The sequence below is a fragment of the Chitinophaga silvisoli genome, from assembly GCF_003412465.1.
Lineage (GTDB): Bacteria > Bacteroidota > Bacteroidia > Chitinophagales > Chitinophagaceae > Chitinophaga > Chitinophaga silvisoli.
In genome coordinates, this window is record NZ_QTJV01000008.1 from 52,493 (window position 1) to 68,853 (window position 16,361).

General features: G+C 45.4%; 13 protein-coding genes. 5 read left to right on the forward strand and 8 right to left on the reverse strand.

Annotation, left to right across the window (positions count from 1 at the left end; translation table 11 throughout):
- Positions 1–69 precede the first annotated feature (69 nt).
- The 4 genes from DXN04_RS20695 to DXN04_RS20710 all read left to right on the forward strand — a co-directional run bounded on the left by DXN04_RS20695 (position 70) and on the right by DXN04_RS20710 (position 4,971).
- Positions 70–1,242, forward strand: coding sequence for a glycosyltransferase family 4 protein (locus DXN04_RS20695; RefSeq protein ID WP_116855305.1), 1,173 nt, complete (start codon positions 70–72; stop codon positions 1,240–1,242).
- A gap of 439 nt (positions 1,243–1,681) precedes the next feature.
- Positions 1,682–1,945 carry a hypothetical protein gene (locus tag DXN04_RS20700; protein WP_116855306.1) on the forward strand — a complete coding sequence of 88 codons (264 nt, stop codon included), beginning with the start codon at positions 1,682–1,684 and terminating at the stop codon, positions 1,943–1,945.
- Between the two features lie 1,296 nt (positions 1,946–3,241).
- A complete protein-coding gene (locus tag DXN04_RS20705; protein WP_116855307.1) occupies positions 3,242–4,600 on the forward strand; it encodes a sigma-54-dependent transcriptional regulator in 1,359 nt (452 codons plus the stop codon).
- A 20-nt stretch (positions 4,601–4,620) separates the two neighbouring features.
- A complete protein-coding gene (locus DXN04_RS20710; RefSeq protein WP_116855308.1) occupies positions 4,621–4,971 on the forward strand; it encodes an Hpt domain-containing protein in 351 nt (116 codons plus the stop codon).
- Between the two features lie 62 nt (positions 4,972–5,033).
- Here DXN04_RS20710 and DXN04_RS20715 read toward each other — a convergent pair whose 3' ends face one another.
- The 5 genes from DXN04_RS20715 to DXN04_RS20735 all read right to left on the reverse strand — a co-directional run bounded on the left by DXN04_RS20715 (position 5,034) and on the right by DXN04_RS20735 (position 8,456).
- Positions 5,034–5,489 carry a PA2169 family four-helix-bundle protein gene (locus DXN04_RS20715; protein ID WP_116855309.1) on the reverse strand — a complete coding sequence of 152 codons (456 nt, stop codon included), beginning with the start codon at positions 5,487–5,489 and terminating at the stop codon, positions 5,034–5,036.
- Between the two features lie 384 nt (positions 5,490–5,873).
- On the reverse strand, positions 5,874–6,320 hold the full coding sequence (locus DXN04_RS20720) for a nuclear transport factor 2 family protein (protein ID WP_116855310.1): 447 nt from the start codon (positions 6,318–6,320) through the stop codon (positions 5,874–5,876).
- A 57-nt stretch (positions 6,321–6,377) separates the two neighbouring features.
- On the reverse strand, positions 6,378–7,223 hold the full coding sequence (locus DXN04_RS20725) for a class I SAM-dependent methyltransferase (protein ID WP_116855311.1): 846 nt from the start codon (positions 7,221–7,223) through the stop codon (positions 6,378–6,380).
- Between the two features lie 107 nt (positions 7,224–7,330).
- A complete protein-coding gene (locus DXN04_RS20730) occupies positions 7,331–7,594 on the reverse strand; it encodes a hypothetical protein (protein ID WP_147320009.1) in 264 nt (87 codons plus the stop codon).
- 367 nt (positions 7,595–7,961) lie between these two features.
- On the reverse strand, positions 7,962–8,456 hold the full coding sequence (locus DXN04_RS20735; RefSeq protein WP_116855313.1) for a DUF4251 domain-containing protein: 495 nt from the start codon (positions 8,454–8,456) through the stop codon (positions 7,962–7,964).
- A gap of 162 nt (positions 8,457–8,618) precedes the next feature.
- Here DXN04_RS20735 and DXN04_RS20740 point away from each other — a divergent pair, with 162 nt between their 5' ends.
- Complete coding sequence (locus DXN04_RS20740) at positions 8,619–9,962, forward strand: sensor histidine kinase (protein WP_147320010.1); 1,344 nt, start codon at positions 8,619–8,621, stop codon at positions 9,960–9,962.
- A gap of 272 nt (positions 9,963–10,234) precedes the next feature.
- Here the strand turns inward: DXN04_RS20740 and DXN04_RS20745 are convergent, their stop codons facing one another.
- The 3 genes from DXN04_RS20745 to DXN04_RS20755 all read right to left on the reverse strand — a co-directional run bounded on the left by DXN04_RS20745 (position 10,235) and on the right by DXN04_RS20755 (position 16,356).
- A complete protein-coding gene (locus DXN04_RS20745; RefSeq protein WP_116855315.1) occupies positions 10,235–11,614 on the reverse strand; it encodes a SusD/RagB family nutrient-binding outer membrane lipoprotein in 1,380 nt (459 codons plus the stop codon).
- 4 nt (positions 11,615–11,618) lie between these two features.
- Positions 11,619–14,753, reverse strand: a complete 3,135-nt coding sequence (locus tag DXN04_RS20750) for a SusC/RagA family TonB-linked outer membrane protein (RefSeq protein WP_233525647.1) — start codon at positions 14,751–14,753, stop codon at positions 11,619–11,621.
- A gap of 166 nt (positions 14,754–14,919) precedes the next feature.
- The gene (locus DXN04_RS20755) at positions 14,920–16,356 is read right to left on the reverse strand and encodes an OmpA family protein (protein WP_158569095.1); all 1,437 of its coding nucleotides are present in this window, start codon (positions 16,354–16,356) and stop codon (positions 14,920–14,922) included.
- Positions 16,357–16,361: the final 5 nt, after the last annotated feature.

Sequence of the window (16,361 nt, forward strand, 5' to 3'; positions counted from 1 at the left end):
TACGATTGCTTACACCTAAGGTCCTTTTATCCCTATACCTGTAGAACTTATTTATAAATCACGCAACACATGAAAAAGATTATAGCAGTTCATTTATCAAACGACCGGAGTGGCCACACACTGATCTTCCGCGAATCGCTGGAAGCATTGGCTGAGAAGGGAATGGATATCCATTTGATCACGAACGGCAATGCACATACACCAGGATACCTGACCGATTTATCGGACATACAGTATCACTACATAAATTATATAGAACGGGGGAACAAAACGCGTTTATTCTTCAGCTTCCTGCTGGCGCAGATGAGTATCTTCTTCAAGGTGCTTTGGTTGAGTAAAAAGGGGGACAAGGTATATGTAAATACTTTACAACCTTTTGGGGCCGCATGGGCCAGCAGGCTGAAGGGAGCGCACCTGACCTATCACATTCATGAGACGGCGATACAGCCGGCAGCATTTGGAAAGGTGATGCTGAAAAGTGCACAGTTGATGGCAAACCAGGTCGTATATGCTTCGAGGTTTGTACAGTCTCAGTTTGAATTTAAGAAAGCCGAGAAAAGAGTGATACATAGTTGTCTGCCGAGTTCATTTGTACAGGAAGCGATCTTACATGCGAATCATGGCAGTCGCAAGACGATACTCATGGTGGCTGGCCTGGAAGAGGAAAGCGGTGTGGATGAATTGATTGAGCTGGCGATTGCGATGCCTAAGATGAAGTTTGAACTGATCATTAAGGCTACATATAAAGAAATTGCAGATCATTTTAAAGGTCTGAGGGTACCGAATAATTTGATGATTTATGATACACAGCTGAATATGCACCCATTTTATCAACGTGCGGCTGTGGTACTGAACCTGTCTCATGCGTCACATTACCAGGAGACGTTTGACATCAGTATTCTCCAGGCGATGAGTTATGGCCGTCCGGTAATTGTACCGCTGGCTGGTGGAGCGAATGAGCTGGTGGCACATGGCTGGAATGGATATCGCATAAGTGGGCATTATGTTGAGCAGGTGCGCAAACATGTGGAGCAGTTATTAAACAACAAGCCATTATATGCGGATATGAGTTGTGCGGCGCAGCTGGTAGCAAGTCAGTTCAAGCCTACACATTTCAAGCAGCAGGTGGAGGATGTATTTTTGGAAGGGACCTGCTATACACCTACTAAGAAACAAGAGGTAGCTGAAGTATTGCTTTATCCTGCGGCTTTGCAGGAGTACCTGAACACCGCGTTGAATTAATTTGAAACTTTTTGTTGCGTGTATCAGTATCGGGGCCCCAGGTGAAGGTTGAGGGGGACAAGCGAAAGGTAATGGGGCCCGCGGATACTGGATTTGTAAAAAGATATTTTGTTTGAGTATGTGGAACTTCACATCCCGGCTCCGGAGGCGGAGAAAGTGAGGAAGTTTGGATGGAGCCAGGTGATGGGAGGTTTTTAGGAAAGAGATTTTGTTTTGGGGGGATTATTTGTTTTGCAGAGATTATTTGTTTCGGGGGATTATTTGTTTTGAGGATTATTTGTTTTGAGGTATTATTTGTTTTGAGGTATTATTTGTTTTTGAGGTTTGTTCAGGGGTTTGTTTATAAGGCTTTTTTTGGGGTAAATTTTGTTAAGAGCATGTGAGACTTCGCATCCTGGCCCCGGTGATAGAGAGAGAGGGATGTTGATGGGGCCAGGAGATGGGAGGAATTTTGAAGAGGCATTTATTTGGGGGGGATAATTTTTCTGTGACGGAACATAGAGCGGGAATTAAAGTTTTTAATTTTTTAGAGCGGGAGAGAAATGGCAATGGTTTTTTTGAGGGGAGAGAGAGGATTGAGGAGAGAGATGGGGGTGCTGAGAGATGTGAAAGGGATTGGGATGATGGGGAGATGTTTTGGAGAGGTGTGATTGAGTTTGTGAGAAGGATTGGAAAGTGTAGAGATTTGGAAGGGTGTGATTGAGTTTGTGAGAAGGATTGGGAGTGTAGAGATTTTGGGGAGGTGTGATCGAGTTTGTGAGAAGGATTGGGAGTGTAAAGATTTTGGGGAGGTGTGATCGAGTTTGTGAGAAGGATTGGGAAGTGTAAAGATTTTGGGGAGGTGCGTTCGAGTTTGTGAGAAGGATTGGGAGTGTAGAGATTTTGGGGAGGTGTGATCGAGTTTGTGAGAAGGATTGAGAAGTGTAGAGGTTTGGAAGGGTGTGATTGAGTTTGTGAAAAGAATTGGGAAGTGTAGAGATTTTAGTGTTGAGAAAGAGACATGTGCAAATGAAATGGGATAGTGAGTATGAAAGGTGAAAGCGATCATCAAAGTGAGTGTGAAAAAAACTATTGCCAGTGCAGTTGAAACTGTGAACAATGAAGGTGCAGACCGAACAAGTGTAGAAGATCATAGCTTATGCCGACAATTGAGTTAAATTAACAAGACTAGCGTTTCGATGCTAACGATAGAGTCAAAGCTAACAATGGAGTTTTTTGAACATAACTTATGCTAACAATAGAGCTTGTCATTTTAGAACTTTTTAGATAACTAGTGAACATGTGAGAATGTGTCATCCCGGCCCCTGGTGTAAATGTAGAGAGGGGAAGTCAGCAGGGGCCTGGAGATGATTCATCAATCAGTGAATTGTTGAATTATTGAGAACAAAGACATTTAGAAGAATTAGCGTGCTTTTTTCATAACCGATTCATCCAGGCCCCATGTGAACAGAACTTGTACGACAGAGTGGGGCCAGGGATGGGTCATCCTAAAACCTCAGCTCTGATATAACGAAAAAAACCTTCTACTTAAAAAATTCAGCTCGGTGTAACGAAAAAACACCTTCTACTTAAAAAACTCAGCTCCGGTGTAACCCAAAAACACCTTCTACTTAAAAAATTGAGCTCGGTATAACGAAAAAACTCCTTCTACTTAAAAAATTCAGCTCGGTGTAACGAAAAAACACCTTCTACTTAAAAACTCAGCTCCGGTGTAACGAAAAAACACCGTCTACTTAAAAAATTCAGCTCGGTATAACTAAAAAAAACCTTCCACTTAAAAAATTCAGCTCGGTATAACGAAAAAACACATTCTACTTAAAAAACTCAGCTCCGGTGTAACCCAAAAACACCCTCCACATTAAAAACTCAGCTCTGGTATAACGAAAAAACACCCTCCACATTAAAAATTTCCACCACTGGTGTAAAAATGAACTAAACTGGTCAGCAACTGCATCGATCATGATTGGAAAATTTCCTAATTTAACGGAAAATTCCATGAATGCTCGATTTTAAGATTTTTATAGTTGAAGACGACAAATGGTATGGTAATTTGTTACATCATTTCCTAAGTCAGAACCCCGATTACGAAGTAACCCTGATCGGCTCAGGTAAGGAATGCCTGGCCCAATTGCACCGTAAACCAGATCTGATTACTATCGATTTCGGCCTTCCCGACATGAACGGCGAAGAGCTATACCGTAAGATAAAGCAGGCTCAACCTAACGTTCCTGTCATCATCATCAGTGCCCAGGAAAAGATCACGACGGCTGTAGACCTTCTTAAAATGGGTGCTGAAGATTACCTCGTAAAGGATGAGAACACCCAGCAGTTACTCTGGAAAGCCATCATTCGTTTACGGGAAAATCAATCCCTTAAAAATGAAATTACACAGTTAAAAGCGGAACTCAAGACCCGTTATGACTACTCCACTTCCATCGTGGGGAAAAGTCCTGCCCTGCAGGCTGTATTCCGCCTGATCGATAAGGCAGCCGGCTCCATGATCAACGTATCTATCACCGGCGAAACCGGTACGGGTAAAGAACTGGTTGCCAAGGCTGTCCATTACAACTCCAACCGCAGCGGTCATCCATATGTGGCTGTGAACATGGCGGCTATTCCAAAGGAACTGGTGGAAAGTGAATTGTTCGGGTACGAAAAGGGTGCTTTTACGGGGGCTCAGAACCGTAAAACCGGTCGTTTTGAGGAAGCTAATGGCGGTACACTGTTCCTGGACGAAATCGGGGAAATGGATCTCAATATTCAAAGTAAACTCCTTCGTGTACTGCAGGAAAAAGAACTGATCCGCCTGGGCGGCAACAGCAAGATCAAGCTGGATTTCCGCCTGGTAGTAGCGACCCATAAGAACCTGGCAGATGAAGTAAAGAAAGGTAATTTCAGGGAAGACCTCTATTACCGTATCGTAGGTCTGCCTATCGCATTACCTCCCCTCCGGGAAAGAAAGGATGACCTTTTACTCCTTACGCAGTTCTTCCTCGCTAATTATTGCAAAGAGAACAAAATTCCGGAAATCAGGGTCTCCCCTGCCTCCAGGGAAAAGCTCTTGAGTTATAATTACCCGGGTAATATCCGTGAACTTAAATCCGTCATCGAACTGGCAGCAGTAATGTCCGAGAACAATGTGATTGAACCGGACGACATTACCTTCCTCTCAGGAAATAATCATGATGTAGACACCGTTCTCAATACTGAGTTAACGCTCAGAGAGTATACCAGACTCATTATCAGGAACTACCTGAAACGGTACAACGATAATGTACTGTTGGTAGCAGAGAAGCTGGATATTGGTAAATCTACTATTTACAAAATGTTACAGACTGGCGAAATTGAAGGCGCCTGAGTCAATAAGCGACAATCTTTATGCGAGCAGATCATGCACTTTATTCATATAACTACCTGTATAAAATATCCGACAACCCTGCGTTCATCCACAAGATGATTTCCCTCTTCATTAATTCTGTGACGGAATATGCAGGCGACCTGCAGCAATTGCAGGAAACGAAGGTTTTGCATGACCTGAAAAGGACGATTCATAAGTTAAAACCAAGTGTATTGAGTATGGAGGTAACAGGGGCAAGAGAGATTATCCTGATGCTGGAAGAAAAATCAGTATGGGATGAAGACCTGGAAAAACTGGTGGAGCAGTTAAAAGGGATCTTTCAGCAGATAAAGCCTATGATGGAAGCAGATTTGACGGAACTTAAAATATAAAGACTTCCTCCATGTGGAGGAAGTCTGCTAAAAAATAGACTAAATGAGAAGCCTAAAAATTATTATTTTGACGCATCGCGCAGTGCTTTGATTTTGTCATGAGAGCGTTTTAATGTCTGCTGTTGTTCAGCCACCATTTCTCTCAGGTAAGCAGGCAAATCTTCATCTTCCAGCGCGGTATTATACGCGTTCTGCGCAGCATCTTCCCCACGTTCACAATTTGCCAGTACGGTATGACGGTCATGACCGGTAAACAGTGCTTTTACATCCATCCATGCGCGGTAGATCTTACCACTGGTTGTTGTAGATGTTTCCATGTCACCACCTAAGGCGTTAACTTCTGTACCTAATGCCAGTCTGATTTCATGGCTTTCGCTGATCATAGATGAGAAAAGTGCTCTCAGATCATTATCTTCCTCTTTCAGTTCTCCTAACGCTTTTTCATAACCGTCGATGCGATCATTGTTGATTTGTACCAGATCATTCAGGATCTCTATGGTTTCCATTGTCGCTTGCATAAAATACATTTTTATTGGTTAACAGATAAGACCGTAACCGGCCCCTATGTTTGTGATTACCAATAGAAAAATTATGCCATCATGCCAAAAGTGCTATCCATAAGGGTTTGGAGAACTTAGCTGAAAAATAACGGGCAACAAGGACTGGAAGCTAGTCACCAGTTTGTGTAAATAAGGAGACGTGCTCAGGAATAATCAATGACCAGGCGTTCCTATAGGAATGTCAAATGACCAGGAGTTCCTATAGGAATTAAATGACCATACGTTCCTATAGGAATATTAAATGACCAGGCGTTCACATCGGAATATTCAATGCCGGCTGTCACATCATTTTAGCCCATTTACATCGTTTAAGCTATTTAGGCTTATATGAGGCGAAATTATTCATGAATTGGCCACCGGCTGCTTCACTGCCTGGCGTGCGATCAGTTTCCATTGGCTCCCCTCCTTCACCCAAACTAATAAGATATGCAGGTGTACATTGCCGGGTTTGCCATTATCATTTGTAGCGGCTGCCAGGTTATGTCTTACGATAGCGGTATTCCCACTTATTACAATTGTCTGGTCTGTGAGATCTATCGATAAGAAATCAGAATGGCCGCTTACAATATTCTCAACAAATGTGGACTTGTCTTCTATTTTCCCACCGGAGTGTCCATAAGTCAATTTTGCATCTGTCAGTTTTTCCAGGGTGGCTTTATCAGCGTCTACCATTGCTTTTCGCAGGGATTCTACCTGTGTGGCGACCGCCTTTTCATCTTTGGATTGGGCAAAAGTGAGCATAGTTATACAACAAAAAAAGACCAGTAAACAATACAATTTAGTTTTCATAAAACGTCATTATGGTTATATAATTTAAAAAGACAACACTATTAATATACTTCATTTCTATTTCCTTACGGCAAAAGCTACACGATAGAACTCATAGCCCTTCTCTGTTCGCCCCGGCATGTATTGCCTGCGATATTCCACCGCGCTGTTATCTTCCAGCAATTCCAATCCGAAGGCTTGTAAATATTTACGCAAAGTGCCTGGTTTCCAACCAAATGTCCACTTCTCTTCCAGTCCGGCTACATCATTGAGTAATTTCTCTCCGCCATAATAAGCCGCCGGCTCCCGCAATACTTTCTCATCCACATAGGTAAAAATCACGAAGGATCCTGGCGGAAATTTTTGCATGAAGTGAAAGGTGGCTGCGATGGCTTCTTCCTGCAGGTAATTGGTCACTCCTTCCCAGATAAACACGGTAGGCAGGGATGTATTCAGGGCCAGATCATCCAGCTCCTGTTCATTGAGATCAATCTGTAAATATTGAACATGTGCGGGCAGGGTGCCCAGCTTTTCTTTTTTGACAGCAGAGGTATTGGGATGGTCAATTTCAACTACCGGCAGCAGGCGCAGGAAATCCAGGCGAAGCGCCCGGGTATCGAAGCCGGCACCTAAGATCACCACTTGTTGTACCCCCTGGTTCACAGCTTGTTGCACAAGTTCATCGATGTACCTGGTTCGGGCTATGCCCGACGAGTAAGCGCCTGGGATCCTCTTTTGAATAATACGCTGAATCACGCGGCGGAATGTTGGCAGGGCAGCTAAACGTATGGCGATCCGGAGACCAGGGTCGAGGAAGTTGATGGCATATGGGTCATAGACCAGTTTATCATGTGGTCGCTGGCTTTCCAGGGCCCGGAATAACGCCATGTACTGGGCCGTCCGGCTGGCGGAGAATTTTTTCATAACGACGTAGTAGGTTGTGCTTAGGCTTAAAGATATAAAAAAACGCAGAAAGGCTTACGTAATGTAAGCCTTTCTGCGTTTTAATACTATATAAGTGTACTTTACCGCTAGTTCAACATATGTTCATGTTCCACAAATGCTTCGAATGCTTCCAGCGTCCAGGCCTGGTAGTCTTCAAGACCTATACCTAAACGTTCATCACGTTGAATTTCCTTATCATCCCTGGAGTCCCAGTAACCATTTGCGAGTGATTGAACATTTTCAGTAGTTGCTACTGATACTTCATTATACTCTTCGGGATAGCTTTTGTAATTTCCCATGGCCAGCTCCTGTATGGATTGCTTTACACTTTCTTTGTTATTCTTAGACATGGTATCTGTTTTTTGGTTCAGGATATAAAAAACAACAACCATTCCGCTATGCCAAAGTTGAGGCGTTCTTAAGATAATTTTAACTTATCGTTTAGGTTCTTTTTACATTTCCTGTTACTTCGCTTTCCTGCATTTTTTTTATTCACTTTCCTATATTTCCTGTTTCTTCACTTTCCTATATTTCCTGTTTCTTCGCTTTCTTACATTTCCTGTTTCTTCGCTTTCTTACATTTCCTGTTTCTTCGCTTTCTTACATTTCCTGTTTCTTCGCTTTCTTACATTTCCTGTTTCTTCGCTTTCTTACATTTCCTGTTTCTTCGCTTTCTTACATTTCCTGTTTCTTCGCTTTCTTACATTTTTTGGCTACCTATTTCTTCAATTTTCTTGCATCAACATATCCATTAAACAAAATTGGCTGCCTGTTGATCCCTATTACCTGCAATGTGCTATAGCCTCCTGTTGATACATTCAGGATCAGTTGACTTGCTTCGTTCGTATCCTTTGGTTTAATTACAATTGTCCATCCACCTTTCTTCTTCTCAGTCAACTTGTAATCAAACTTTGTGGATGTAAACTGGATACCTCCTTTTGATGGATCCATGGGCGCTGTATAGGCCCGGCCAAAATAAGGCAGATAACTGATCACAGAGTCCTTCGTTACGGTGAGATCATAATTGCCATTCAGCTGCCTGTCAGGCGAAGGCCCTGGAGGCATTGAAGACTGGGCTGTAAATACATATGTCTGGGTGTTTATCAGGTTTGTAATAGCTGCTTTTTTCTCATCGCTTTTGGATTGGGCAGAAGTGAGGCTGGGCAGGGATATAGCAATGGCCATAACGCCTGCTATCAGTATATTTTTCATAAAATGTTGTTTAGGTGAGTAACTGCGAATATCATTCCAATAAAATAATTGGTGAGTATTACAACTACTATCACATTTTCGTGTTATAACATATTTAATTTGCATCCCCGACCTTTGTTGGGCACTATCGAGGGACAATGACTAACTAATAAAGACTCACTCTTGCGAAATGTATTGCGTAAACTTACCAACTTGTGGGATAAGGTAGTGGGAGATCCGGCGGAGTTCACGCTGGAGAACCGTGCTTTCAACTCCATCAGTGTCATTACATTGGCACTCCTTACTGTACTGTTGCCATTCAATATGTGGCTGGGCCTCACTGCGATATGGATTATCGTACTGGTGTTGCTGATCCTGCAGATTTTCTTTCTCTGGCTTTCCAGGTTTAAACGCATTTACAATGTGAGTATGCTGGCTTATGTGATTGTCAGCTATATCACCCTGACGGCTACCTATTATCTGAACTCCGGCAGTCATGGCCCTGCGCTGCTGCTGTTTTTCCTGACATTCAATCTGCTGATTGCATTTAGTCCCCGAAAACAACACTGGCTCTGGGCGACCCTGCACCTGGTCATCCCCATCGCCCTGCTCACGAAAGAATACCTGCAACCCAGCTGGATTGAGGATAGTTACAAGAGTGCCCAGAACAGGTATATTGATCTTGCATCGAGCTATTTTGTGACGTTGACCTGCACTTTCCTGATCACCAATTATCTGCGTAACAACTATAACAGGGAGAAGAAGAATGCGGAAGACCGGGCGGACAAGATCGATATCCAGAATGCTAACCTTGAACAGCTGAACCAGAAAAAGGATAAGCTTTTCTCTATCATTGCGCACGACCTGCAAAGTCCGCTTAATTCTATTATTACGACCCTGCACCTGATTGCAGAATATGAATTGTCCGAAGAGGAGCGCAAAATGCTGGGCGATGAGCTGCTGACAATGACCAAGAATACTTCTAATATGCTCACGAACCTCCTTACCTGGTCCAAGATGCAGATGGATGGGCGGGGCGTTCGCCTATCACCCGTACATGTATACGATGTGGTACAAAGGGTATTGGCGATTCAACAGATTCTGGCAGATAAGAAGCATGTGACGCTGACCTCGAAAATTGACCCGGCGGTGTATGTGACGGCGGATAACAATATGCTGGAACTGATTATCAGGAACCTCGTTAATAATGCGATTAAGTTCACACCTAATAATGGGCAGGTAAAGATCAGCCTGAATGTGAAGGATGGTATTTGCCAGCTGATGGTGACGGACAATGGGATTGGCATCGATAGTTCGCATAAGGATGAGATCTTCTCGCTGAAGACGCAGTCTACCTTTGGAACGAACAATGAGAAAGGGATTGGATTGGGATTGGTGCTTTGTAAGGAATTGCAGGCTTTGCAGCATGGGGAGCTGTGGTTTGAGAGTGTGCCGGGTAAGGGAACGACCTTTTTTGCTACGATACCGGTGGCGAATCCGGCAGCGGATGGAAGGTTGTCGGCGTAAAAGGCAAGACGGGAAGGTTATTGAATAAAGAATTGTGTTATCTGGATATGAAGGAGATTGCGTTATCCGGATATAAAGGAGAATGACGGTATCCGGATAAGAAGGAGAATGACATTTTCCGGATATGAAGGAGAATGACGTTATCCGGATAAGAAGTAGAATGACGTTTTCCGGATATGAAGAAGAATGACGTTTTCCTGATATGAAGCCGAATTGTATTATCCGGATAAAAAACAGCGGAGCCGAAGACCCCGCTGCTTTCCGGGTTCCGCTTACTTATCCCACCAGAGAAAATCTGCCAAATTATTTACCTCCGGCACATTTGCCGCATTCCGGCTGGTCTCAGAGGCCGGATAACTCACCCTCCTGATAAACGTACTCAATAGCGCATTCGCTGGTAATTTAAAATCTTTGTATTTGTAATCATACCTCCGGGCATCTGTCCAGCACTCCGGCTGCAGGAACAGGGCCACATATTTCTCTTTGAAGATAAGATCCCTGGAGAATGCTGGTAATTGTGCCAGATAGGCTGCCTTGTCAGCCGCAGACACGCCCACTTTATCCATATTGGCTCCTATCCCATCCAGGTAAGCCTGGTAGGCCTTTGCCGGATCTGTGTCATAGTAAGCTTCGGCAGCTATGAACCTGGCTTCTGCATAGGTCAGCAACAGTAAAGGAGCCCCTGATTTACTATAATACCCGTTTACGGAGAGGTAGCACTGCCCCTTGTCTGTTCCGGAGCCTACGCGGCCTGCCCCATTTACTGTGCCCCTGTAATCACCATACCGGGTCGTATCGGTGATCAGCGGCAGACGGGGATCAAAAATGCCATAAGTGGTGCCATTCAGGGCATTGATAAAGGTGGCACTAAGCCAGCCATCCAGGTTACCGCTGGCATTGCCTACGGCGACTTCATTCCAGAGGCTCAGGCTTTCAAAACGGGTGATGGCAGCATCGTCACTATTGCTGATATATCCATTTTCCAGGGCAGCCAATACGGCAGCAGGATCATAGTTTGCCTGTTTGCTTAGGCGATTGAGTAAGCGTGCCTTGAGGGTATAAGCAGTTTTGATCCAGGCTGCGGCTGAACCGCCATGTACCAGGTCGTTTTCCGCATCCAGGGTAATGAGTGGGTCAGCCTGGTTGAGCGCAGCGATTCCCTTTTCTATGAGCAATAAGCAGGTATCGTAAATGGCTTCACCTTTGTCATAAGCGGGTGTAAGGTAGGTTGCTCCCTGCCATGCCTGGGAATAAGGCGCATCTCCCCAAAGATCTATCAGCATACTCATGTTGTAAGCCTCCAGGATCTGACCTACACCCATGTGCTGATAGGCGTTTTTCGCCGCAGCCAGGGCTTCCATCTGCCGGATGTCTTCAATTGTAAGGTAGATATTCTTCCAGGTACTGCTGGCATCTATATCATCATACACATCAGTGGCGCTGCTGGCATTGGGCGAAGCCAGCTGTTGTACATAATATGACGTGATATTGGCTACGTTGAAGACATTGACACCTGTCTGGTAGGTGACTTCTGCCAGGAGCCCGTTGATAGGTGGATGAGTGGTTTGATTTGGATTGGTCTGATTGACATCCAGGTAGCCTTTGGAGCAGGCTGTAATGGTGAGCATCAGGAAGATATATACTCGTTTCATGACTTTAGAATTGAAGGTTTACACTAAACAAAAAACTCCGTGTGGCAGGGTATGTAAAACCCGCAAAGCTATCAGCCCCATTACTGCTGGCGGCGGCAGAACTCGTTTCAGGATCGAAGCCTGTATACTTTGTATGCAGCCAGAGGTTATTGCCCGTAAATGAAACGGTAGCCCCTGAAATAGTATGGGTGGGTTTCAGCCAGCCGGCAGGCAGGGTATAAGACAGGCCTGCTGAACGGAGGCGGATCCAGGAAGCATTTTCAATGAACTTGTCACTGGCACCCCGGTAGTAATTCCTATAATAACCGGCTCCATAATCGATACCGTCAGGGCCTGTGCTTTGGCCGAGGTAAACAGCTTTCTGGTTCCGGGTACCATCTGCCAGCACGCCGTCAAACACGATTGTCTGGTTCCTGTTTTCCGTAATCTTTGATTCTCCGAAAGCGGCGAGGAAATTGGAAAGCTGGTTATACTTGTACTGCCCCTGTCTCACATCCAGCAATAATGAAAGTGTAAAGTTTTTGTAGCGGAAGGTCTGCAGGGTGCTAGCCATCCACTTAGGCAGGGTACTGCCCAGGTAGCGCTGATTGGTGACATCGTCCAGGATGGGGAAACCATTTGCCCCGATCAGCAATGGCAGGTCTTTACGCAAGGTCACACCATCATCATCATCTTTGGGATAGTAGCGTTTGTAACTACGGCCATAGAGTGCACCATAGGCCATACCGGGCACCAGTTTGCTGGTAACTGTTGAACTGAGGTAACCATACTGGCTGGAGATCACGATCTCTTTTAGTTCGGCTCCCTGTTGTTCATTCAGCTTGATCACCCTGTTTCTATTGGTAGAGAAATTGATCTTGAAATCCCAGCCAAAGTCCTTGCTGCGTACCGGCATTGCCGTGACTGTTACTTCCAGTCCTTTATTATTAATCTCACCTGCATTTACATAGGCCTGGTCATAGCCCGTTGCATTGGAAACGTATACGGGTACCAGCAGATCCTTACTCTTTTGCTGGTAAGCATTTACTTCCAGTCCTAAGCGGTTGTCCAGGAAACGGAGTTCCGTGCCGATCTCACTGGTATTGGTAAACTCCGGACGGAGATTGGCATTGCCCAATGTCCTGCTCTGGTAAAAAGGCACTGTGGTGCCGATAGGATCACCGGTTTCAAAGCCATTGGTAATCGCATATGCATCGCCGTCTTTACCGATTTGTGCATAAGAGAGTTTCAGTTTTCCATAACTCCACCATCCCGGTAGTTTGAACATATCAGAGAAGATATAGCTAAGGCTGGCGCTTGGATAGAAGTAACTGCGGTTATCGCGGGACAAGGTAGAAGTGAGGTCATTTCTGCCTGTAAGTTCCAGGAAGAGCAGGTTCTTCCAGCCCAGGGTGAGGTCGCCAAAGTAGCCATAGTTGCGATAGTCGAGGATATAGGAGTCCCCTTTCACACGTTTGGCATTGCCCAGTAAAAAGAGGTCAGGCACTACGAGGGTATCCCCTTCCACGCTGCTTCTGCGTACCCGTTGATCACGAAGGTCATGGCCGACTTTGAAATCAACCGAGAATTTCTCATTGAATGTCTTTGTGAAATTCGCCATCAGTGTGGATGTAAGGTTCCTGCTGCGCAGGTTGTATTCATCTATGAAACCATAGGCATTGTCATCGAGGTTGGGTGCTTCATCCACTACACCCAATGGCCCGGGGGCTGTATGTGTACGGCCGTCGGTATAGAAATCATTTCCGAAGCGGTAAGAGAAATTTAACCAGTCTATGGGTTTGTAAGTGATATAGGCGCTGGCTATTGCCCTGTTGACATTGTCTTTGAATTTATTGGTTGAGAGGGTGTAAATGGGGTTGTTTGTACCACTGCTATAAGTTTGTTGGGTGCCGTCCGGCTTCAGGTAATCTTTCATATTCCAGCGGGGTGCCCAGTAGATAATTTGTTCGCCATAACGATCGGAGTTCACCCTGTTGCCGCCGGAATTGATGTAATTGAGAGAAGCCCCGGCAGTCACCTTATCACTGATTTTGAAGGTGGCGTTCAGGCGGGCATTGTAACTGGTGTAGTCGCTAAAGGGGATGACACCATTCTGTTTGAAATAAGACACGGAACCCATTACCTGTGCGGCTTCGGTACCACCGCCCAGGCTGAGGGTATGCCGGGTTTGCATGCCGGTCCGGAATGCCTGCTTATAGTTATTATAGAGTGTAGCCGGGTGCGTAGGATCTTCCTGCCTGGCTTCGGCGACGGTGGGTCCCCAGGTGGGCCAGAAGCTGGCAGCATCGTATACGCCCAGGTAACCCTGTGTGTAGGTAGATTGCACATCGGGGGTTTTGTTTACCTGGTCAAAGCCGTACATGCCATTGTAGGAGACCTTGATCTTGCCGGCCTTTGCGGATTTGGTGGTGATGATGATTGCACCATTGGCAGCACGAATACCATAAAGGGCGGTAGCAGCGCCACCTCTCAGTACAGAAATATTGTCGATATCATCGGGGTTGATGTCTGAAGCGCGGTTACTCATGCCACGGGTTTCGGCACCGCCGGTGGTGTAGGTGCTATTGTCTATTTCCACACCGTCTATGATAAAGAGGGGTTGATTGTTTCTATCGCCGGCGAGGGAGTTGATGCCGCGAATGATGATACGGGAACTTTGCCCCGGGCCGCCGCCGGTACTGGTGATCTGCACACCTGCTACTTTGCCTTGCAGTGCATTGACTACATTGGGCTGGCGGTTTACATTCAGGTCTGCATTGTCTACCTGCTGAATGGTGTAGCCAAGGGCCCGTTTTTCCTTCTTCACACCAAAGGCGGTGACAACGACTTCGCTAAGGTCTTTTTGAGATGTCTGCATTACAACATCTATAGCAGCCTGATCGCCTACAGGTATTTCCTGTGTGGTGTAACCCACATAACTAAAGATGAGTGTGGCGTTGTTGTTTTTTAAAGTGATCGTGTAAGATCCTGCCGCATCAGTGTAGGCGTGATTCTGGGTGCTCTTTTCAATGATGACGACTCTTTCCAGTGCTTGTTTATTATCCCCGGCGGTGACAGTGCCGTGTACGGATTTTCCCTGCTGTGCAAGGGAAATCGAGGTGATGCATAACAGTAGCATCAGCCATGACAAAAATTGCATAAGCTGAATTTTAGGTGAACAATGTATCTGTACAGATGATTGAGTTAGACAAATCTTCCTTAGGCGATTGATTCTGGTTTCTCTTTAAATGTAGGAAATATATTTTACAAACAAACGCTTCCACCTTCGGCGGAAGCGTTTGTTTGAACGGGTGACCGGGTGCACCTCAATCTGTGGTATGAAAAATGATGATTTCTACTCTCCTGTTTTTTCTCCTTCCCTCTGGTGTTTTATTATCTGCAACCGGCTGTGATTCACCCGCACCACTGATCTGGCGTATATCGTTCCCCACACCATATTGTTGCATATAGGTGGCTACGGCATTCGCTCTACGCAATGATAAATTGTAATTATAATCATCATTGCCCGCATTGTCAGTATGCCCTGTCACCTGCAATTGTACACTTCCATCGCCGGGGATTTTTTTCATCAAACTATCAAGTGCTGTATGCAGCGCCGGATTTAACTCACTGCTGTTAAACTTGAACAAGATGTCAGGTATGACGAGGGTATCGGGTGGCGGCACAGGTTTCTTTACTATAAGTACGGGCGGGGCTGTTACATGGCAAAGGATCATCTCTACCCTGTTGTTATCTCCGCCACCTGCTGATGTGTCATATCTTGGATTGCTCTTCCCTTCTCCGCTGATCTGGAAATCATCAAAGCTGTAGCCTTCATTATATACCAGGAAAGTGGCTACGGCCTTCGCTTTATCGTAAGATATAATCTTATTGTATTCTTCAGAAGCTGCCTGCCAGGCGTGGCCTACGAGTTTAATACGCATGCTTGTATCTCCCCTGTAGTTTTTCAATGCCTCGTTGATCTGTTGTTTATATCGCTCACTGATGGTGGTATGGTCCTGGTTAAACAGGTCATCTTTCAGGATCAGGGTATCGCATCCTTCATGCGTTCCGTTCAAGGTATGCACCACAGTGCGGCCGGGGGTCAGGTTTTCAGGGATGGTATGCCTGTGATGTTCGGCATAGAGTGCAGCGCGGGTGGCCGCAGTATCCGGGCACATGGGCAATTGTTCATTGACGGGTGTGATACTAATGCTATCTATGAGCAGCTGTGCATTGCTATAGCCCGAAAAACCATTTTTGCGGATTGGTGCTTTGAAATTGCCCAGGATCAGGTGAGTGGCATTGTTAGGTGCCACATAGGTCTTCTCCAGGATGTACCAGGGCATTTTAGTATGCCAGAGTTTCTTTTGCTGGTCCACCTCATTGAGTTCCACGCTGACTGATTGCGACAGGCAACCAGCGTTTTCACTAAAGATAAACGCTGTATCAAAACGGAGTCCTATCCGTAAAGGATAATTCTCCGTATTCATATAGACCCTGATCTTATAGGCCTGTCCTTTTTGCAGGGCACAGAGGAGGCGGGTTTGAATATAGACCCTGGAATCCGGATTTTCTACCGGTCCTTCCTGCAGGAGGGATACATAGTGCTGCCCCTGCAAAGCGGCTCCGTTGCAGAGATATTTCATTTTGATCATCTCAGGTGCAACGGCCATCCACCCGCAGGGAGCGCAGGGCGCTATGTATTCCGTGCAGATATTTACTTCTTCAAAACTGGCATTCGGCACTATATTTTGTGCCATCAACA

Coding starts and splice junctions, on each gene's coding strand:
- DXN04_RS20725 (WP_116855311.1), bottom strand. CDS start 7,223: ATGAAAAAATTCTCCGCCAGCCGGACGGCCCAGTACATGGCGTTATTC.
- DXN04_RS20700 (WP_116855306.1), top strand. CDS start 1,682: ATGGGAGGAATTTTGAAGAGGCATTTATTTGGGGGGGATAATTTTTCT.
- DXN04_RS20720 (WP_116855310.1), bottom strand. CDS start 6,320: ATGAAAACTAAATTGTATTGTTTACTGGTCTTTTTTTGTTGTATAACT.
- DXN04_RS20755 (WP_158569095.1), bottom strand. CDS start 16,356: ATGGCACAAAATATAGTGCCGAATGCCAGTTTTGAAGAAGTAAATATC.
- DXN04_RS20730 (WP_147320009.1), bottom strand. CDS start 7,594: ATGTCTAAGAATAACAAAGAAAGTGTAAAGCAATCCATACAGGAGCTG.
- DXN04_RS20750 (WP_233525647.1), bottom strand. CDS start 14,753: ATGCAATTTTTGTCATGGCTGATGCTACTGTTATGCATCACCTCGATT.
- DXN04_RS20735 (WP_116855313.1), bottom strand. CDS start 8,456: ATGAAAAATATACTGATAGCAGGCGTTATGGCCATTGCTATATCCCTG.
- DXN04_RS20695 (WP_116855305.1), top strand. CDS start 70: ATGAAAAAGATTATAGCAGTTCATTTATCAAACGACCGGAGTGGCCAC.
- DXN04_RS20715 (WP_116855309.1), bottom strand. CDS start 5,489: ATGCAAGCGACAATGGAAACCATAGAGATCCTGAATGATCTGGTACAA.
- DXN04_RS20710 (WP_116855308.1), top strand. CDS start 4,621: ATGCGAGCAGATCATGCACTTTATTCATATAACTACCTGTATAAAATA.
- DXN04_RS20745 (WP_116855315.1), bottom strand. CDS start 11,614: ATGAAACGAGTATATATCTTCCTGATGCTCACCATTACAGCCTGCTCC.
- DXN04_RS20705 (WP_116855307.1), top strand. CDS start 3,242: ATGCTCGATTTTAAGATTTTTATAGTTGAAGACGACAAATGGTATGGT.